The sequence below is a fragment of the Sulfuriflexus mobilis genome, from assembly GCF_003967195.1.
GTDB lineage: Bacteria > Pseudomonadota > Gammaproteobacteria > AKS1 > AKS1 > Sulfuriflexus > Sulfuriflexus mobilis.
On sequence record NZ_AP018725.1, the window covers coordinates 1,596,618 to 1,617,403 of the forward strand.

Annotated in this window: 16 protein-coding genes; 6 read left to right on the top strand and 10 right to left on the bottom strand. The window is 48.2% G+C overall.

Going from position 1 to position 20,786, the window contains the following annotated elements; translation table 11 throughout:
• The first annotated feature begins 5 nt into the window (after positions 1-5).
• Both corA and zntB read left to right on the top strand, forming a co-directional pair.
• Positions 6-1,082, top strand: a complete 1,077-nt coding sequence (corA, locus tag EL386_RS07885; protein ID WP_126455065.1) for a magnesium/cobalt transporter CorA — start codon at positions 6-8, stop codon at positions 1,080-1,082.
• Between the two features lie 32 nt (positions 1,083-1,114).
• A complete protein-coding gene (gene zntB / locus EL386_RS07890; RefSeq protein ID WP_126455067.1) occupies positions 1,115-2,095 on the top strand; it encodes a zinc transporter ZntB in 981 nt (326 codons plus the stop codon).
• Between the two features lie 39 nt (positions 2,096-2,134).
• Here zntB and EL386_RS07895 read toward each other — a convergent pair whose 3' ends face one another.
• Positions 2,135-2,638: an ATP-dependent zinc protease family protein gene (locus EL386_RS07895; RefSeq protein WP_126455069.1), complete on the bottom strand. Its 504-nt coding sequence runs from the start codon at positions 2,636-2,638 to the stop codon at positions 2,135-2,137.
• A 190-nt stretch (positions 2,639-2,828) separates the two neighbouring features.
• Here EL386_RS07895 and EL386_RS07900 point away from each other — a divergent pair, with 190 nt between their 5' ends.
• Positions 2,829-4,454, top strand: coding sequence for a 7TM domain-containing protein (locus tag EL386_RS07900; protein WP_126455071.1), 1,626 nt, complete (start codon positions 2,829-2,831; stop codon positions 4,452-4,454).
• A 114-nt stretch (positions 4,455-4,568) separates the two neighbouring features.
• Here the strand turns inward: EL386_RS07900 and EL386_RS07905 are convergent, their stop codons facing one another.
• The 5 genes from EL386_RS07905 to EL386_RS07925 all read right to left on the bottom strand — a co-directional run bounded on the left by EL386_RS07905 (position 4,569) and on the right by EL386_RS07925 (position 10,984).
• Positions 4,569-7,193: a cation-translocating P-type ATPase gene (locus EL386_RS07905; RefSeq protein WP_126455072.1), complete on the bottom strand. Its 2,625-nt coding sequence runs from the start codon at positions 7,191-7,193 to the stop codon at positions 4,569-4,571.
• Between the two features lies 1 nt (position 7,194).
• A complete protein-coding gene (locus EL386_RS07910) occupies positions 7,195-7,779 on the bottom strand; it encodes a VIT1/CCC1 transporter family protein (RefSeq protein WP_126455074.1) in 585 nt (194 codons plus the stop codon).
• Positions 7,780-7,785: 6 nt separating this feature from the next.
• On the bottom strand, positions 7,786-8,049 hold the full coding sequence (locus tag EL386_RS07915) for a DUF211 domain-containing protein (protein WP_126457281.1): 264 nt from the start codon (positions 8,047-8,049) through the stop codon (positions 7,786-7,788).
• A 350-nt stretch (positions 8,050-8,399) separates the two neighbouring features.
• Positions 8,400-9,872 carry a RimK family protein gene (locus tag EL386_RS07920; RefSeq protein WP_126455076.1) on the bottom strand — a complete coding sequence of 491 codons (1,473 nt, stop codon included), beginning with the start codon at positions 9,870-9,872 and terminating at the stop codon, positions 8,400-8,402.
• Positions 9,869-10,984, bottom strand: coding sequence for a GNAT family N-acetyltransferase/peptidase C39 family protein (locus tag EL386_RS07925; protein ID WP_126457282.1), 1,116 nt, complete (start codon positions 10,982-10,984; stop codon positions 9,869-9,871). The genes EL386_RS07920 and EL386_RS07925 overlap by 4 nt, the downstream gene beginning before the upstream one ends.
• Positions 10,985-11,146: 162 nt before the next feature.
• On the opposite strand from EL386_RS07925, the gene argE reads away from it, so the two are divergent.
• The 3 genes from argE to EL386_RS07940 all read left to right on the top strand — a co-directional run bounded on the left by argE (position 11,147) and on the right by EL386_RS07940 (position 14,828).
• Positions 11,147-12,310: an acetylornithine deacetylase gene (gene argE, locus EL386_RS07930; RefSeq protein WP_126455078.1), complete on the top strand. Its 1,164-nt coding sequence runs from the start codon at positions 11,147-11,149 to the stop codon at positions 12,308-12,310.
• 86 nt (positions 12,311-12,396) lie between these two features.
• Positions 12,397-13,830, top strand: a complete 1,434-nt coding sequence (dbpA, locus tag EL386_RS07935) for an ATP-dependent RNA helicase DbpA (protein WP_232020173.1) — start codon at positions 12,397-12,399, stop codon at positions 13,828-13,830.
• Between the two features lie 227 nt (positions 13,831-14,057).
• Positions 14,058-14,828 carry a haloacid dehalogenase type II gene (locus EL386_RS07940; protein WP_126455080.1) on the top strand — a complete coding sequence of 257 codons (771 nt, stop codon included), beginning with the start codon at positions 14,058-14,060 and terminating at the stop codon, positions 14,826-14,828.
• 89 nt (positions 14,829-14,917) lie between these two features.
• On the opposite strand, the gene EL386_RS07945 is transcribed toward EL386_RS07940, so the two are convergent.
• The 4 genes from EL386_RS07945 to EL386_RS07960 all read right to left on the bottom strand — a co-directional run bounded on the left by EL386_RS07945 (position 14,918) and on the right by EL386_RS07960 (position 20,770).
• Positions 14,918-16,018 carry a hypothetical protein gene (locus tag EL386_RS07945; RefSeq protein ID WP_126455082.1) on the bottom strand — a complete coding sequence of 367 codons (1,101 nt, stop codon included), beginning with the start codon at positions 16,016-16,018 and terminating at the stop codon, positions 14,918-14,920.
• Between the two features lie 121 nt (positions 16,019-16,139).
• Positions 16,140-18,020 (bottom strand): FAD/NAD(P)-binding protein, encoded by a 1,881-nt coding sequence (locus EL386_RS07950; protein ID WP_126455084.1) that lies wholly within the window; start codon positions 18,018-18,020, stop codon positions 16,140-16,142.
• 68 nt (positions 18,021-18,088) lie between these two features.
• Positions 18,089-18,835, bottom strand: coding sequence for a sulfite exporter TauE/SafE family protein (locus EL386_RS07955; RefSeq protein WP_126455086.1), 747 nt, complete (start codon positions 18,833-18,835; stop codon positions 18,089-18,091).
• Positions 18,836-18,865: 30 nt separating this feature from the next.
• On the bottom strand, positions 18,866-20,770 hold the full coding sequence (locus tag EL386_RS07960; RefSeq protein WP_172597665.1) for an NAD(P)/FAD-dependent oxidoreductase: 1,905 nt from the start codon (positions 20,768-20,770) through the stop codon (positions 18,866-18,868).
• Positions 20,771-20,786 lie beyond the last annotated feature (16 nt).

Below are 20,786 nucleotides of genomic sequence, written 5' to 3' on the forward strand. Positions count from 1 at the left end.
ATGCCATGACCTATTTTACAAAGTTATACCACCCCCCCGGCACCTCGCCGGGCACCCTGACTGAGAGAGTTTTGCCAACGACTGGTGAAGTCAGGATCAACCTGATTGATTACTCTGATAGCAACTTTATAGAAAAACAACTGGCCACTGCAGAGGATTGCCTGCCGTTCCTGAAACAGCCCACGATTAGCTGGATCCATATCCAGGGCCAAGCCACCCCAAAAACCCTGCAGGAATTTGCGGACATATTTTCACTCCACTCGCTGGCACTGGAGGATATTCTCAACACCGGTCAGCGGCCAAAAGTCGAAACCTATGATACTCAGATATTTGCCATAACCAGCCTGCCGGTTATGCTAGATGGCGTCACCATCAGCGAACAGGTCAGTATCTTTACCGGTAAAGATTACATAATCAGTTTCTACACGGGTACCAGCGACCCCTTTGAGCCTGTACGCAAACGACTGCGTAATCACAGCGGAAAGATCCGATCACGTAAGGCCGACTATCTGTTGTATTGTCTATTGGATATCATCATCGACGAAGGCTTTCCTGTACTGGAGAGTTTCGGTGAACAAGTCGAAGTCCTAGAGGAAGAATTGCTGGAGAAACCTGGCAGAAACACCCTGAGAAAGCTGCATGCAATCAAGCGCGAACTATTATTACTGCGCCGTATGTTGTGGCCCCAGCGCGAACTACTCAACAAACTCATCCGTGATGAAAATGAGCTTTTGCATGAAGACACCAAAGTCTATCTGCGTGATTGCTATGACCATACCGTGCAAATAATGGACCTGCTTGAGACTTACCGTGACATGACGGCAAGTATGCTGGATGTTTACCTTTCCAGCATTAGTTACCGATTGAACGATGTCATGCGTGTATTAACAATCATTGCCACTATTTTTATCCCACTGACCTTCATCGTCGGTGTCTACGGCATGAATTTTACTGTTAACACCAATAGTCCCTGGGCAATGCCGGAACTAAACTGGTATTACGGGTACCCGGCGCTATGGGGTCTGATGATCTGCATTGCAGCTGGCATGATTATTTATTTCAAACGCAAAGGCTGGTTTTAAGATTTTCAATTGGCCCTATACAGGTAATATCTATGAGCAATAATAATACTCAAGGGCTTATATCCTCCTATCTCCTCGACGGCAAAGGTGGAGGGAAATCATTAAGCTGGGATGATATTTATAAGGATACTTCAGCATCCGGGGTCACCTGGCTGCACCTCGACTACACTCACCCGAAATCACAGGATTGGCTTAAAAACAAAAGCGGCCTCGACCCCATAATCATTGAGGCACTGCAGGCCGAGGAAACCAGGCCCCGCGGGGTTTTGATGCAAGATGGTTTATTGGTCACTCTGCGTAGTGTCAACATGAATCCTGGCGCCGAACCTGAAGACATGGTGTCTATCAGAGTCTGGATTGATAAAAATCGCATTATCAGTACGCGACATCGCCGTCTGCTGTTTATGGACGACATTCGAGAAAGTATAGAACTTGGTCTGGGGCCAAAAATGCCTGGTGAATTTCTAGTGCATTTGGCTGACCGCCTGAGTGAACGCATGGCTTATGTCATCGATAATGTCGATGAAACAGTAGACAAACTGGAAGAAGAAGTATTAACGGCAGAGAGTTACCAGCTGCGCGCAAAGATTGCTAATGTCCGCCGCGAGACAATTGAGTTGCGGCGTTATCTAGCCCCTCAACGTGAAGCCATGTCACGGCTGTATAATGAACGCGTTGAGTGGCTGACAGATGTAGATCGTATGCACCTACGTGAGACTGCCGACAGGACCATGCGTTACATTGAGGACCTTGATTCCGCCCGTGACCGGGCCACGGTTACCCATGAGGAATTACTCAGTCGTTTGTCTGAACAGATGGATCGCAGAATGTATGTGCTTTCAATTGTTGCCGCAGTATTTTTACCGCTCGGATTTCTGACCGGACTGTTGGGTATCAATGTTGGCGGTATCCCTGGTGCCGAAGACAAAAATGCCTTCCTGGAATTTATTATTATACTTGGCGTGGTAGTGGTATTTCAGATAACACTATTCAAATGGAAAAAATGGATGTAGCCAGCCTGTCATATAGTGATTGCCTGCCGGGACCAAATGCTATTTTGCTAAGCCCGCCTCGCTGCACAGCGGTTTTTTTGTGAAGGTCTTTGCCGGGTCAATGATAAAGTGTTGCTCGAGGAAAGAACGACCAATTAAAAGCTGGTAATTCATGCCTTTACGATCGACAAGATTGACTTCAGTTTGCCGGTAAGTGCCAGACAGACATATCCCCAGTTTAATCACAGGCCTTTTCTGTGATTCGCCGAAATGGCGCTTAATCGTTCCCATGCGTTCGATTTTGCGCTCAAGCGTAAGGGCCGTGCCAATGCCATCTTTAATTGTAAAGCGGATCCATTTTTTTCCATTACGCTCTATAAAATTAAAGCATTCACAACCCAGCGAGGTCGTCTTGGCCCCCGTATCAAGCTTGGCCTTTAATTCAATACCGCCCGGATATATACGGGCATTCTCTACCCACCCCAGCACTTCCTTCGCCGCAATTGTCTGGTTGAGGCAAAGGAGTGTGATTAATGCCAAAAGAAAATAATAGATTTTACGCATACGCGTACACCTTGTGCTTAAGACTTACCCCGACCCGGATGCTTTCCGTTTGTTTTCGAGTTTCCCAGAGTAAAATAACTATACACCATGACACTAATAATTTATATTGGCCAGCATACTAAACCACCATTTTCCTTAATAAAAACAGTATACTGTAGGCCATAAGACAAACCCAAAAACAACGATAACCATGCGAAAATTGATTGCACAGAAAAAAGCAGCGGCTGGATATACCCTATGGGTCATTATTGTGCTTACTATCATTGGAATAGCAGCGATTTCGGCTCGTCTCATGCTATCCGAGCAATTCAAGGTTCCTGGTGGCGATACCATTTGGACGGTGAATATTGCTATCCAGATCCCGCCCGCATCCAGGAATGCGCGTATACAAATCTCTCCCCCCTGGGATACAAAACACAGTCGCGTCATTGCACAGAAGCTCAATCATCCTGGTCTGCGATTTGTACGCGGGCGATCGGATGACAAACAAAAAAGGGTTATTGATCTAAAGGTTATCTCAGAAGAAATCTCCTACCTGAACGCTGAATTTACTACGCATCTGAGCGTTATACCTTTATTAAGAGTGAAACAGCCATCGCTGCCTTTATCGCTCGAGAAACGAATGGAGTATCTTGGTTCAAGTGACGACATTCACGTAGAAAGTCCTGCTGTCATCAATACACTGAAAAAGATTAGCGTCAGCACCGAGGATAAAACAAAGTTAGCAGAGGATATATTTGAATATGTAAATTCCAGAATCATCAAGGATACCAGGCCTGGAAAGAATAACCTAGATAAAGCCCTGAAATCAGGACATGCCTCTACTTTGGTTCGTGCCAAAATAATGGTCGCATTAAGCCGTGCGGCTGGAATCCCCGCTCGTATCGTCAGCGGCTTCATCCTTGAAGAAACATTCGATGCCATGCTGTATTACTGGGTTGAACTGTATCAGGATGAGGGCTGGGTGGCCTATGATCCCGAGAAAGGATATAAAAACACGCTGCCAAATAACTTCTTACCTTTTAACAAAGGTAACGCTGCGATCGTTATTTCAGAAAAGCCTGTTTCAATTTCCTATGATATAGAACAGCGTTTTGACCCGGAGGGCTTTAATCTATCTACGGAAAAGAGGGTCCGGGATATATTTGATCTGGAGAGGTTTCAGATCAGCACCCGCAACACACTCGCTGTAATCCTTCTGCTTCCATTTGGTGCCTTGATTACCACATTGATAAGAACTTTTTTAGGCATCCGGAGCTATGGCACCTTCACCCCAACACTTATTGCCTTAGCAGCGGTCTATGCCGACTGGGTGATTGCAGTCGTATTGTTAACCATTGTAATTGCCTTGGGAATGACCGGCAGAACAATTATCCCCGGGAAATTATTGCGTGTACCGCGCCTATCCATAGTTTTTACGATTGTTGCCATGAGTATGGCTATGGGCGTGTCGCTCATGGATTATTTCGATTATAGTCAGGGGGCACATGTGGTCTTACTGCCGATCGTTATTTTAACGACATTGATTGACCGATTTTACAGTGCCGCAGATGAGGATGGTATAAAACTGGCCATCAGACGTCTTATCTGGACCATAATTATAGCCATGGCTTGTTATTCGGTATTAAGGCTTGATGACCTTGGACACTCACTTTTAGCGTTTCCGGAAATACACTTCTTTACCCTGGCGCTTGTCTTGCTGGTATCCCTATATAAAGGTAAAAAAGTCAGCGATGTCCCATACTTTTACTGGTTGGCTGAACCGAAAAAGAAGAAAAAGAAGGGCTCTGATGAGACAGTCGAGAATAATTTATGAACCATGATTGGTAGCATGAATTAGCCAGACTGACCCATGATGGCCACTTTACACTCGGGTAGCCTTTCCGCCCTGCCCCTGTAGCTTTTTTGCAAAGTAACGTTAATAATTATATTAGTTACTGTTGTAAAGAATACCACGACGCACCAGCCACTTTTCAATTTCCACCGCCAGTAAAACCAGTGAGGACAATGCCAGGCAAACGGCAAGGTCGAACATCGGCAGGGCCTGGGTATGAAATATGCTATTCAGCGCAGGCACATAAATCACCGCCATCTGTAACAGCAGTGTTAGCAATACTGCAGCCAGCATCGGCAGGTTACTGAGCAAGCCTATGCGAAACAGTGAGGCTCTTTCGCTACGTACAGCCAGTGAGTGAAACAGCTGCGACACGGTAAGTACCGTAAATACCACCGTCTGCCAGTACTCCACCTCACGGGAAATCGCCCAGGCCATGGCAGCAATGGAAATGCCACCAATAAACAGCCCCACCCAGACGATATGCTGCCACATGCCATGAGCAAAGATATTTTCCTCCGGCGGCCGCGGCCGGCGACGCATTATACCCGGCTCGGCAGGCTCGGCAGTCAAGGCCAACCCCGGCAGTCCGTCAGTAACCAGGTTGATCCAGAGGATATGAATGGGCAACAAGGGTATCGGCAAGCCGAGAAACGGTGCGAGGAACAATGCCCATATCTCGCCTGAATTGGAACTCATCGTATACTTGATAAACTTGCGAATGTTATCAAAGATCCGACGGCCGGCCCGCACCGCACGAACGATGGAGGCAAAGTCATCATCCAGCAACACCATATCCGATGCCTCACGCGCCACATCAGTGCCCTTCTGCCCCATCGCGATGCCGATACCTGCGCGTTTCAGGGCCGGTGCATCGTTCACACCATCACCGGTCATGGCAACAAATTCGCCGTTTATCTGTAAGGCCTTGACGATGCGGAGTTTCTGTTCGGGCGTAACGCGCGCATACACCCGGACTGATTCAACAACACGGGCAAATTTTTCATCCGTCAGTTTCGCCAGCTCGTCACCGGTGAGCATGGCCTGCTTATCATCCGTGATACCGAGGCGATGGGCGATGGCCATGGCGGTACCCGGATGGTCGCCGGTGATCATGACCGGGGTGATCCCCGCCGTCAGGCAATCCGCCACCGCCTGCGGTACTTCAGGCCGCGGTGGATCGATCAGGGCCACCAGGCCCAGAAACGTCAAATCCTGTTCGGTCGTCTCCGCGTCCAATGGCTGCGGCAGCGCAGTAAATTCACGCTTGGCGAATGCCAGTACCCGGTAACCCTCGTTGGCCAGTTGCTGTGCTTCGGCCAATACGGCAGCTGGCTCAAATACCGTAGGCCCATCTTTACCCACAGTCATGTTACATTGCGCCAGTAGCCGTTCCGGGGCACCTTTGATATAGGCGATCACACCATCAGGTGACTGATGCAGCGTGGTCATCTGCTTGCGTTTACTATCAAACGGGATGGCGGCCAGCCGCGGTCTCACCTGTTCCAGTGTAGCCTTGTCGAAACCGGCCTTACCTGCTGCCTCAAACAGAGCCAGTTCCGTCGGCTCACCGGCAGGTTTACCATCCCTCTCCGCCACATCATTGTTCATGGCCATGGCCTGTCCCAGCTCTGCCCAAGGGTCACTTGCCTGTGGGTCAGGCAATGACGTATGCCGCTCACCTGTGGCATAGAACAACTCAACGGTCATGTGGTTCTGTGTTAGCGTACCGGTCTTATCGGCACAGATATAGGTCACTGAGCCGAGCGTCTCCACCGCTGGCAGATTACGCACCAGGGCATTGTGCCGAATCAGCTTGTGCGCACCAAGGGCAAGCGAGATCGTCACCACGGCCGGCAGTGCCTCCGGTATCGCGGCAACGGCCAGACTCACGGCAGTCAAAAACATCAACAATACCGGCTGGCCTTGTAACAATCCGGCCGTAAACACTATCGCACAAATGGCCAGAACAGCCAGGGCAAGGTAACGACCGAAGCGGGTCAAACGTATTTGTAACGGTGTCTTTACACCGGCCTCTCCACGCAGTAGTTCGGCGATACGGCCAATCTCTGTGTCCAGACCGGTAGCAACCACAACACCCAGGCCACGTCCACGGGTGATCAGGCTACTCTTGAAGGCAAGATTCTGACGGTCGCCCAGTGGCAGGTCGGTTTCGCCTAATCGCTCATGCTGCTTTTCGGCGGGATGAGATTCTCCGGTCAGGGCTGATTCATCGGCCAGCATTTCTTCCACTTCCAGCAGACGCAAATCGGCAGGTACAATATTGCCCGCTTCCAGCAATACTATATCCCCTGGCACCAGTTCCAGCGCCGCCAGGGTAACCGTTTGACCATCGCGCAACACTCGTGCCTCTGGCGCAGCCATTTCCCGCAAGGCCGCTACGGCGCGCTCGGCCCTGAATTCCTGCACCGCACCGATTATGGCATTGAGCAACACGATCACCAGAATGGCAATCGTATCCTGGGGTTCACCGATAAAACCGGAAATCAATGCTGCCACCAACAACACGACGATCATGAAATCGGTAAACTGCCCAACAAGTATGCCCAACAAGGAACGACGTCGTTTTTCGGGAATGGAATTCAGACCGTGTTCAGCCAGACGTTTTTGAGCATCTTCTGTGCTCAGACCGGCTACAGAAGACGCCAGGTGCAGCAATGCTTCGTCAGCCTCAATACTGTACCACTTAATTGGTGACATCTTAATGCCCTGCAAACAGATAGATAAGTGCGGCAGTCATTACGGCAACCAACAAGGTCTGCAGACCGCTGCGTAGCCATGATATGTCTGCGATGCGGCCAAGAAAAACGCCAAGCAGAAAGATAAGCAGCAGCGCGATAATAATGGCGGCATAAAGCGGTGATAAAGGCAGGGGAATACCCGCGCTCGATAACCATAACGGTATCAGGATCAGAAGTGAAATAATGAGAGGCGCTGCACCGTTAACCAGGGCGATTAATAATGGTACCAGGCGCGCCGCCTCACCATGCGCACTTTCCTGAAGATCGGTGACCATCGCGCCTTCGAGCTTTCCCAGGGCACGTTTTCGTTCTGCCGCCTCACTAACATAGGCGCTACTCAATCCACTCATTCCCAGTGCAATCGCTGCACCCAGGCAGGCATTAATAATGACCGATAAATCAGCAGATGTACTCAGGAGAAACCCGATAATAAGACCCAGCATGGTGAGTGCGCCATCAAAGCCGTTGACCACAAAATAGCGCCGCACAATGTCGTGGGTACGGGTGATGCGCAACAGAAATCTTACCTGGTGTAACAGACTCACGACAGGTTAATCAGCTTCACTTTGTACCTCCACTTCGTCTATGCTGTGAAGCGACCCGCCGATACTGGTTATAGTAGACTCGATCATCTCAAAATCGATAGCACTTCCTTGCACCTCAACCTGAATCGTTTCAGTATCCTCATCCACCTCAAGAACGGTCAAACGTACCCGATAATCGACTCCTATCTCGGCAATGGCCCGGGAAAACTCCAGGGCATTCGGTTGATGCGGTTTAAGAATATCCAGAACGACCCTTCTGACGGAAACCATAGCGTTTCTCCTCGTCTGCTTTTCTTCATGCTGTCGCATGCTCTAAGTATCTCAATAAAGATACGATGCTGCTACAGCAAGCTGATTATATTTCCAATATTGACGCGACCTTTTCTGCTACTCAGACCGGGATAATTATTTGTATCCGGGCGGGTCCTGATCCGGGATTATGTGCAGAGTAAATTCAAAGTCACTGTCAAAATAGCAGATTATCCTCCAGCCTGATAGTAGCTGTATCACTATAGGAAATGGGAGGCCATGAAGACATCGCCCTATTCTTCAGTCAAAAAATGTCTAAAATAACCCTGAAAAACATGCGAACCTCTTAACATCGCAATCAGGCTGATGACTTATATCATCTTACGCTTATCCAAACGCCGTATGAATTCCTGCATGATACAGCGATACAACTCTTCCTTGAGGATCTTGTCCTCGACCCCGGCCTCGATACTGGGGTTATCGTTCACCTCGATGACATATACGCCATTGTCCGTCTGTTTAAGGTCGACACCGTAAAAACCATCGCCGATGAGATTAGCCGCCTTCAGGGCTGTAGCCATCACTTCCCCGGGGGCATCCGCCACCGCCCAGGTTTTCCAGCCACCGGTGCTCACCTCGCCGCCATCACCATAGCGTACGATCTGCCAGTGTTTTTTCGACATAAAATACTGTGATGCATAGATGGGCTCACAATTAAGTACACCAATGCGCCAGTCAAACTCGGTGTATAGATATTCCTGCGCCAGGATCAACTCCGAGGTTTTGAACAGGCGAGCGGTATATTCCTGTAACTGTTCCGGGGTCTCTGCCTTGTAGACGCCAAGGGAGAACGAGCCATCCGGCACCTTTAGCACCATCGGATAGCCAATAGCCACCTCTGCAGCATTGATATCGCCCTTGCCGACAATCACCGTTCGGGGGGTCGGTACACGATTGGCGCGCAGTAGTTCGGCAAGAAATACCTTATTTGTGCAACGCAATATCGATTGGGGGTCGTCAATCACCACCATGCCCTCGCTTTCTGCCTTCTTAGCGAAGCGGTAGGTATAATGGTTGATGCGCGTCGTATCACGTATAAACAGTGCATCATATTCCGCCAGGCGCGCATAATCGCTACGCTCGATCAGTTCCACATCGATACCCAGTGCGCGACCGGCCTTGATAAACTGGTTTAGTGCACGCGTGTCTGAGGGCGGCATGGGGTCATCGGGGTTATGCAGAACCGCCAGGTCGTAACGTGCCACACTGCGCGTTCGTGGTGATCGCCAGCGTCGTTGCAGGTAGCCAGCAAGTGCCCCGGCGAAGAACTCACGGTTATCGCTGTCAAGCTTGTCGACGCGAACAGGTTTGATAGCGACTAAATGCCATTCTTTATGTCGTCGGAAAGTGACCTGCAACAGGGGGTACGGAAACGTCTCAAATATCTGCCGCGCCAGTTCTGATAACTCAGGATAACGACATTGTCCGAAAAACACCTCCATCTCGAACAGCGATTCTATGCTGTCCTTACGGTGTCTGCGGAAACTCTTCTGAACGACCTCATCAAGGTTGACGGCCTCCAGGCTGTACATGGCCTTGCTGCTTAAGTCCATCATGGTTTTGACGGAAGGTATGATGCGATGCCGGCGTGCCTCGGCCAGCAACGAGGTGTAATAGCCAACACTCTGGTAACGACTACTACGGCACAGGTTGATGACCTGTGTACCCTTGAGGTTAAAGTATTCCTGGCCGGTAAGATAATCATCTACGTGTACCAGTGGGCAGCCTACCTCAAGAAAATCCAGGTCAGCGGTGTTTTCTACAACAATGAGTTGCTGGGTCATGCCTGTTTAGCCTTTTTGCCTTTGTGTTTACGAATAATCAGTGCCGCGCGTTGTCCCGTCTTGCCGTAGCGTGCCATGCGTTCGAAATCCTTTTGCAGGATAGGCATGTTCATACTGTCGATAACAGACTTACCCTTGTGTGTGTCGACATAGGGGTCATGCACATAAATGAAGCGGTCATCAAACCCCGTTACGACCACCCAGTGAGGAAATTTCTCTTTATAAATACGATAGGAGCTGATCAGCACGACTGGAACGGCACCACTGTCGAATTCAGCATGGATTTCCCCTACGCTCAGGGGCCGGTAATGTATAGGCAACGGCAAGCGTTTTATCTCCTCGACAAAATCCTCTTCCACCAGTCGAATCACTTCCTTCTTTACTTCGCTACGTACCGAGTCAATGAACATGGTGCCGTCTTCATTCACGTAGATTTCCACATCAAAGCCGCGGTGATAAGCGGCCAGGGCGAGACCGTAGACACCACAGCCGCCATGACCGGAGGTCATGAAAACCGTAGTGGATTCACGCCATATACGGATCTCATGGCGACGTTCCAGTTCCATGTCCCCATCCAGGGCCTTCATTGCCATCATCAGTGCCGCCGGACCACAGGTGAATTCCAGGCTCTGTTGGAAAAAGGGTACCGGCACCATGTCGGCGCGAAGATGCGGGGCAAGGCCCTTTTCGAAGCGCAGGGCATCCATGTGATCTTCGTAATAATCGGCAACGCTACCGAACTTCCGGTAGCCGAGTTCTTCATATAGACGGATGGTGGCAATATTATCCTGGCGTACTTCCAGTCGCATGGAGACACAATCCTGTGCCAGGGCGGCATTCTCAGCGGCCTTGACCAGCTGTTTGGCAATGCTTTGTCCACGGAACGGTGGAGCAACAGCAATGGAATACAGGCGTGCCAGCGATGTGCCGGCATGGAACAGCAGCATGATATAACCACGCAGCTGCCCGTTGTCCTCATCCACCAGTGTCAGGGCATGCCCCTTACTGAGCAGATGACGAAAACTACGTCGGGACAATCGATCCGTGTCGAAACACAGATCTTCCAATGCCACCAGTGCACTCACATCATTCAGGGTCGCGGTTCTAATCATCTCAACAGGCGTTACCTCACCAGGCCACTCAGAAGTCAGCGGTCTGTCCTTCCAGAACGCGGAATCTAGCATGCCATCAGGTTTTCCACTACACCCCAGCGGCCACAGACAGTAAATATTTTTCTCTTGTGTCATGCCACGACTGTGGCAGACAATCCCCCCATGACACAGCCTGCTCCAACACTCTTGCAAATGATGCGCCAGCTGATCGGCACAGCCTCGATCAGCAGTGTCAGCCCGGAATTTGACCAGAGCAACCGCGATGTTATCGACCTCATGGCCAACTGGCTAAATACTCTGGGTTTTACCGTTGAGGTCCTGCCACTGGCAAGCCAGCCGCACAAGGCCAATCTTATTGCCACACTGGGCAAGGGGCCGGGTGGTCTGGTGCTTTCCGGGCATACCGACACGGTGCCCTATGACGAGGGCCAATGGAATAACGACCCTTTCAAGCTGACCGAGGCCGACAACCGCCTGTACGGCCTTGGCACCTCCGATATGAAGGGCTTTTTTGCCCTTGCCATCGAAGCGGCACGCCATTATCAGGCGACCGACATGCGACAGCCATTGATCATTCTCGCTACTGCCGACGAGGAAAGCTCCATGGACGGGGCCAAGGAACTGGTACGCCTTGGCCGCCCCAAGGCACGTTATGCGGTCATCGGCGAGCCGACAGGGCTGCGCCCGATACATATGCACAAGGGCATTATAATGGAGGCCGTTCACGTACACGGTCACTCGGGGCATTCCAGTAACCCCGCGCTCGGTGCCAACGCACTCGAAGGGATGCACAAGGTGCTCGGCGATCTGCTTGCCTGGCGTGATGAATTACAGGCGCAGCATATTGACCACCGTTTTGCCGTGCCGGTGCCCACCCTCAATCTTGGTCACATCCACGGTGGTGACAACCCCAATCGTATCTGTGGGCACTGTGAACTGCACTTCGACCTGCGGCCACTGCCGGGTATGGACCTTGGTGACTTGCGCCATGACCTCGACAAACGCCTCACCGGACTGCTGGCGGGGAGTGCATTGCGGGCAGAACGCCAGTCCCTCATCGACGGTACGGACCCCATGCATACCCCCGTCGACTCGGCCATCGTGCAGGCAGCTGAACGCCTGACCGGACACCCTGCCGAGGCCGTCGCCTTCTGCACTGAAGGCCCTTACCTGAATGCCCTCGGTATGGACAGTATCATCCTTGGCCCCGGCGACATCGCCCAGGCCCATCAGCCGGATGAATACCTGGCCCTGGATCGTATCCAGCCGACCGTTGACCTGTTACAACAGCTAATCGAACGCTTCTGTATCCAACCACAACGGTAAAGAGAGAAATCCCCCTCACCACTCAGATATAGGGGTTTACGCCGTTGTAGAAGTGTTAAATAAGCCACTAGGCAGCCTATTCTGCTATGATGCGTCTGCTTTTCCCCTATCAGCCAACAAAGATTGATTTTCACGTGACTATAAACGCCTTCTCCTCACTGCCTTTAACGCCCGAGCTTTTAGCCAATATCGAGTCACTGGACTATCAGGTCATGACTCCGATCCAGGCACAAGGCCTGCCCGCCATTCTGAAAGGCAAAGATATACTGGCTCAGGCCAAGACCGGCAGTGGCAAAACGGCGGCTTTCGCCATCGGCCTGCTGCACAGCCTTGATGCACAAACCTACCAGACCCAGGCACTCGTGCTGTGTCCAACACGTGAACTGGCCGACCAGGTCAGTAATGAAATTCGTCGTCTGGCGCGGGCAATACCCAATACCAAGATCATTACCTTGTGTGGTGGCAAACCATTAGGCCCACAGCTGGCCTCACTGGAACATCAACCACATATCGTCGTCGGTACACCCGGCCGCGTATTAAAGCATTTACAAAAAGCCTCGTTAAAACTCGATGGATTAAAGACACTGGTACTCGACGAGGCCGACCGTATGCTGGACATGGGCTTTCATGAGGACATCATGCTCATCATTGATATGATGCCCAGGAAAAGACAAACCCTGTTGTTTTCGGCGACCTATCCGGATGAGATAAAAGATATCAGTGATGCTATTCAGAATGACCCTGTTGATATTCGCGTCGAGGCATCACATGAGAATAAAAAAATAAAACAAGTCTTCTATGAAGTACAAAAAGGCGAAAAAACCAAAACATTAATTTCTTTGTTACAACATTATCGCCCCGAGTCGACCGTGGTATTTTGCAATCGAAAGCAACAATGCCAGGAACTGGCTGACGAATTATGGGCACAGGGCTTTCATGCACTGGCCCTGCACGGCGATCTGGACCAGAAAGAACGTGACCGCGTGTTGGTACAGTTTTCAGGCAAAAGTAGTTCAATCCTGATCGCCACCGATGTCGCCGCGCGCGGTCTGGATATTAAAGACTTGCAGGCGGTGATAAACTACGATTTAACACCCGACCCGGAAATACACGTTCACCGCATCGGCCGCACCGGCCGTGCCGGCAAGGAGGGTCTCGCCCTGACCTTGTTTACGCCGAATGAACAATTCCGGCTTGAGGCCATAGAAAAATACCAAGATGCCCCGGTAAGGATTGATAAAGTCTCAACACTTAAGGCCCGCGAACATTTCAAACTGATCCCGCCGATGGTCAGCCTGTGCATCAGTGGTGGCCGCAAAGACAAGGTTCGTGCCGGCGATATCCTGGGCGCATTAACGGCAAATGGCACCAATGTGCAGGGCAAACAAATCGGCAAGATTAATATCGCTGACAATCTTGCCTATGTGGCCGTGGAGCGCCCTATTGCCAAACAAGCCCTGAAGATCCTGTCAGAAGGAAAAATCAAAGGCCGTATGTTCAAGGTTCGGAAACTGCGCTAATAGGACGAGAAGAACAGCTTATATCAAAATAACCGTATGTTATAAGTGAGTAATTTCTAAGCTGCTTGTTTGTTTTTCCAGAAACCTGCCAATTTGTTTAATCATTTACAACCACCTGCTTTATTCTGCTGACCATACACATGCCATATAAAAAAACTTCATAAATATTGGAATAAAGAGTTCTCATTCTCGTCTAATGTCTAGACCTTTATATAATGGAGATAAGTATGTCATACAGTCGTCGAGATTTTCTGGGATTATCAGCGAAGCTTATGTTAGCAAGTACCGCCTTTACACTGCCCCAGGTTTCTGCCCTAGACAATAAGAAAATTAAGGCCATAGCATTTGATGCATTTCCAATTTTCGATCCAAGACCAATCTTTGGCCTAGTAAAAAAACTCTACCCGGAAAAAGGACAGGAATTCAGCATAATATGGCGAACACGTATATTTGAGTACACCTGGTTGCTGACCTCCGCAGGTAAATATGAGGATTTCTGGACATGTATTGATAATGCGCTCGTTTATACAGCACGACATTTACACATCGACTTGACCCCTGCTAATCACCAGCTGTTAATGAATGCGTTTCTCTCAATCAAGGCATTCCCTGATGTAAAACCCGTATTATCTGAACTTAAGCAATCAGGCATTAAACTGGCATTCTTATCCAATATGACAGAAAAAATGCTTAACACGGGAATCAGTAATTCCGGCCTTGAAGGGTATTTTGACCATATTTTAAGCACAGATAGTGTTAAAACCTTCAAACCGGATCCAAAAGCATATCAACTGGCTGTCGACGCATTTGAATTGCAACGCGATGAGATTGCCTTTGCCGCCTTTGCCAGCTGGGATGCTGTGGGCGCAAAATGGTTTGGCTACCCGACATTCTGGGTGAACAGATTGAAATTCCCGGCTGAAAATATGGGCACTGATGCCGATGGCACAGGCACAACCCTGGCAGAACTTGCAATGTTTGTAAAACAACGAGGTTGAATGACCCTGGAGATGTGTTGAATTAAATAATGTCCAGTCAGCCAAGCAACTCATGTTTTAAAAGTAGCGCAAAGTACTCTCGGGGTAATTCAGGAAGCACCTTCCGGGCTGCCCTTGCCAAGGACGACATCAATAAATTTAATACCTGTCATTTTTGGAGACCAGCATCCCGCACCATTTATAAACAGGCTAGAAAGAATTCCATACACTATAACGTGACCTATAGGATTCTCTCCGGTTATGTGGGCTATAAAAAAGAAGGCGATAAACAAAATGACTGACAGTAATCGTGTCAGGGCACCAAGGATCAATAAGATGCCTGCCAGTGTTTCAACAAGAAACATGCAAAACGTAAAGGTTGCATGCTCTAAACCGAAAGTGAACACATTCTGGAGTTCAAGAAACGCCATAGATAAGTTTGGCTGAAAGAATTTATACTCAACACCCAAATATGCCAGGTTGATGCCTGTAAGTACTCGCGTTATAAACTGGGCCCGGCCTCGGGGTTGCCTCTCTAACCAACCCACAAGTATTTCAGCTTTCTTCGGTATCCAGGACCGGATATAAAACGTACCAGCGCCCTCCATAAACAGATAGACAGCCGAAGCCGCAACTATCCCTGCATAAGCCCACATTTGATAACCAAAAACAACGATGCCAACGATACTAACAAGTAATATAATTACTGCCGTTAGTCGAACATAGAGGCCTAATACTAATGTTACTGCAGCGAACGCCTGTATCCAACCCAACCAGAGCCAGTCTCCATCAAGCAGTCTGATTTCCAGATCGGGTGCAATGAGTGTTGGTGCCTCAAATATTGCAGTGCCATGGCGTGGATTCAGACCAAACGCCGCGATTATCAACATAAGAGCCAATGAACACCTGACAACCAACGAGGCATAGTCACCATATGATGCCAATCGCGCCTGAAGGCCAGGGTATAAAAGCCGATTTTCTTTTTGATCCCACCATAGCCAGACACCAAAAAAAAGTGTCGAGAATATGAGCAAAGATGTGTTTACAAAGGTGAATTTCGTAAAAATTTCAGGTCGCGGTTTCATATTCCACTCAAGCATTTGCTCAGGTGTCAACAACCACGACTCGTGCGCGAGTGTGCTACCGGAGGCCATCAATAAAAAAGTCACCAGTAACACAAATGCGCCATAACGCGCCCTTTCCATTTTCATCCTTGAAGACTCCATATTAAGCATGATTTATTCTGTAGCAAACATCTTGCCGTATTAGTATTTTATATATTCTTGTTATAACAGACACACCTGCCACTACTATAAACATCTTTAATGACAGTTAGGCAACCGCACTACTGCTGTATTTTTCGAATGCCTGAAGAACACATTTATCAGCATCACGGAACGCACGGAGACGGCTCGATGGTGAAGGAATATAATGGTTAAAATATTTCACACCTTCCGTCAATGGGCCAAGCATGTATATACTTTCTTCCCTTTCACTGCGGTCATTAATAGGATGGAGATCTTCATCTATGTCAGCACTCCCCAAGGAAGTTTCACCAATGCAAAAGTCTCGCAAACGTCCCTTTTTATACAGGTTTGCAATAAGTTCTGATGACGAATTATTTACGGTGGAGTGAGATATATAACCGTAGACGACCCTATCAAGTATCTCAGCATGGTTTTCTGTTAATAAAGACGATTCAATCTTTACTTTACCAGTTTTATCATCGTCCGAAATATGTGGTGAAGGGCCAAACGGCACCTTAACTATTCCGGCATCAATGAGCGCAAGCATTTCCTCTGATCTCTCTTTTGGCGGTCCCACTATTATGCGATTTATCATCGAGGCCGTGCGCACTTTAAACTGCACCAATGAGTCCGGGGATAAACCATCGAAATCAACTGCATAACGAATCGTTTCACGTAGAACCCTGAATAGCTCGAAGGCTGCCTTATAGGCGCTTTTCAACTCACCCTTATATGACTCGATCAAGTCGTCACGAATGAGTTTGCTAAACAGCCTTTGGTACTCATGGCTGTTCGATATATTTCTGGGTAACGGTTGTGTAAAATACTTTTCAGGGTCGAAATAACCATAGATTTCAGAGAGCTTTTCTATTTCATTATCAAATTCGCCCTTATCCCATGCATCCACAAGGCATGATGAAAGTCTATCCGCCGCACTGTCACCCTGTAGTATCTGTACACATGTTTCATAATAAACAAGCTTCATTTCGTCCCATAATAGCGGCATCAGATCAGTGACAAAATCCAACCCGGACCCTGCCTTTTTAGAGCGTAGGCTATCGATCATCTGGGTAGTGAAAAATCTCGCATTATAGCCAAAGCTCTCGACGCTTTTACTAATGGCAGGACGAGAACATGGTGGAATACCGGATCTGGAAAACATATATATATCTGGTTCATTGCCACTTGCGATATATCTTCTTTTGCCACCCGCGGTGTCACAGATATACTTTCCACCTCGGCCTATAGTCAGCTCTGTGAGCACATCAATGGCTGCAAGGCCGAAACCCGCAATGCCAATTTTCTCACCCTGCGCAATCCCGGCCAGGTGTCCTTTAAGCGGATAATCAATAGAAATATGTCTGTTCACCTTACCAGGTTCTAATAAAGCTTTCTTTCTGCGCACGTTTTTTGTATGACCAGTAGTCAGAAAAATAAAATCGGCACTTAAACGCTCACCGTTATCCAGAACAACAATTTCTTGACCATGTTGGTTTTTTTCCAGATCTACAGCCGTTCTCTCATGTATATTAAGACTGACATTATGTGGAATTCTCTTCAGAAGCTCACTGTAAAACCAGTTCAGGTATTCACCCAGTAAACGACGTGGCAGAAAATCATCCGGGCTTATTTCCCGACCACCCGTAGTTGTCAAGCCATAGCCATCATTTTCAAACCGGTATCCCTGCTCCTGTACCCACTCCAGAAGAGTAGGCCCGGAAATTGGATCCTTAATGTCCGAGAACTGGTTTTCTATGAACATAGATATGTGGCTACACTTGGTATTCAACAACATATAATCCGGTAACGTCCTGAAATGCACACCAACACCAGGGTCGCCGGGCTCAATAACATCTATGGCAATTTCCGTATGTTTATTATCACGACATGCCCTTGAAATAATTCTCTCCAGTGTTCCCAGACCCCACGGGCCAAGACCAATAATGCATATTCTTATATCTTCCATAGCACCACCCTAAATTATCCGTAATATCCTATACATCCCTGTAACAATAATAATCCAGGAATATTTTTCTAACTTAATAAGCCAACAATACTGGCCACGAACAAAAACACCAACGCCACAATCCTGTATAAAAACTCTCCGGATTTTTTAAACATGCAACTCCCTAACCACGCAGTAAACATGAAAGCTGGTACAAGAATCGCGGCATGAGCAATAGCAAATTTTGACACCAATCCCGACAAAGCCAGGAACATGATAAGCGCGGACAATGTGATAGCAAAGTAAGCAGTAATATTTGACCTGTTCGCAGCCGGGCTATCACTGCCTGTAAGCATATAGAGCATCACAACCGGATTTCCCAAACTTGTTGCCGCCATCATTGTTCCTGATATCGCACCGACACCGACTGTGACCCAGTTTCTTTTATTTCCAACATACCTCCACCCCGTCAACAACACGATCACGAAAAACATCACGATCACACCAATTGCTTTTGTAAGGATGATAGGATCCATAGAAACCAGCAACCATACCCCTACAGGCATAAAGGCAGCTGCTACAACCCCCATCAACCCTACGAAACGCCATTCGATGTGTTCTTTAGCAGCCGGCATAAGCTGTAATGTAACCGCCATTTCGAGAAGTATAATAGTCGCTACTGCCTCAACGGGACCGAAAAGAACAGCAAAAATAGGTGCCATCAACATCCCTGATCCAAAGCCTGCGAATCCACGCATAAGGCCAGCTGCACTCGCAACCATGGCCGCAATAAAGAATTGCGGCGTCAACATTTCCAATACAAATGAAGCGTCCATAGTCAAATATAGTCAGCAGCTACATCAGCATCAGAGTACGATTTCTTCAGCGTGCGCCGAAAACGATTCTGCCAAATGACCAGGTAATATCGTTCCTGTACTACTCGCCGGCACATCAAAGTCTGTAAAGAAACTTACACGTTTAGGGTGATAAGCCCTGTGCATGGCATGTTCTTGCCCTTCCAGAGCGGAGAGTACCGCCATGGCGACACTTGGAGATTGAGCAAAACCGCCAGTATTGTGGCCACCCGTTAAAATGAGTACCCCATTGTTTTTAGCCTTGACCATTTCAAATATTCCTAGTCCGGAAGGCGTCCAGGGTCTGACACAGTATTTCAGACTGCTTGCAATCAGGCCGCTTTTTTTTGCCTTGTTATAACAGTTAGGAAAATAGCGCTGAGCTGTTTCCTCAACTACACGGAACAAGTCTTCGATATATTGCGGATCAATATTATTTGGATTTTCACCCACATAGCCATGGCCCGAACTTACGTGAATAATATCCTCCCCGTTAGCGTCAGTACCGACGAGGATATTGGCACCCACGGCAGCACCATCAGATGCGAAGCCCCCACGTGAAATCTTAAGCGAAACATCCAGCTTCGGACCAAGATTTGGCAATCTCAGCCAAGCGCCTACAATTGATGAAATCTGGTTTTGCGAATGCAGACCATTAAGCAGGCCACCACCGTACGCGCCAGGTGAAATTACATAGTGGTCTGCACTGATAACCTCGTCCTTCGTGGCTATTCCTGTGACAATATTCTCAGCATTCCTTTCTATACGCTCGATCTTTTTGTTCCAGTGAAACACCACATTGTTTCTCTCCAGGTGATTCAATATTTTTGCCGAGAACTTATGGATATTAACTGTAAACCCAACTATCTCTAATGCACCCACAATAGCCCCAGTATCTACCGCTTCTCGCAATGCTGGAAATTCGATTTTTAGGGTTTGCGGGTCAATTACCCGTTTTGTCGAACCAATTCGGCCTTCAATCACAATTGCTGTGGCGAGTTGTTCATCCGTAGAGTACAGTCTAAGAACTTTTGGCACATAACCGACGTCCATAAACAACTCTGGTTCTTGTTCCTTAAGATTGTTCCAGAGGGGGTCACTTTCCTGATTAAAAGATATAATATCGTCGTCAAATATCTTTGGTAACCACGCTGGAACAGCCTCGAATTCCTCCAACCATTTATAATCATTTCCGTTGAGGGCCTTATGATCACAGGATAACCAGCCGCCTTTTGCCAATCTCCGTTGAAACGGATTGCTCATATTGTCGTGTATTAAATCCAGATGATTTTTCGACAGGTGATGCCGTGTTTCTGACAGGCTGAACATGCGCGCATCATCACCACCGTGTGTGCATCCCAGAAGCTCGCTATTTGAAGCTGTACGCGGATCTGGTCCTGCATCAAATACAGTTACCTTGTATCCGCTTTTATTAAGATAGTACGCAGTCAGCAAATTAACGGCACCAGCACCAATTATAATTATTTCCTTTTGCGCCCCCTGATTCGTTTTATTAATTGTTGAAAGTATAGGGTAATTGGTTTGATGGTTTAGATTATGGTTATTAATTTGTTCTGCCATAATAAATGCACGAAGTGCAGAGCTTGGATCTGTGCTTGACTTTGGATTTGTGGAAATATGGTGTACTGGTATTTCGCATATACTGTCATTAGATTTTTGATCATTGCCAATGTAAACGATAAATATGTTATTACCTGTTGATTCACGCTTCCACCTTGAGACCACATCATGGTTGGGTATTGTTCGTGTAATCAGCACATCAGGACAGGTCAGAAACAGGGCTCGCTCTAAATATTTAGAGCTTTTTATTTCTATATCTGGCCGGTAAATAACATTATCACTTATTAACTGTGGTTCGAGGCCTTTCTCAATTTGAAAATCAACAAAAATTCGCATAGCATCCTCCATGAAT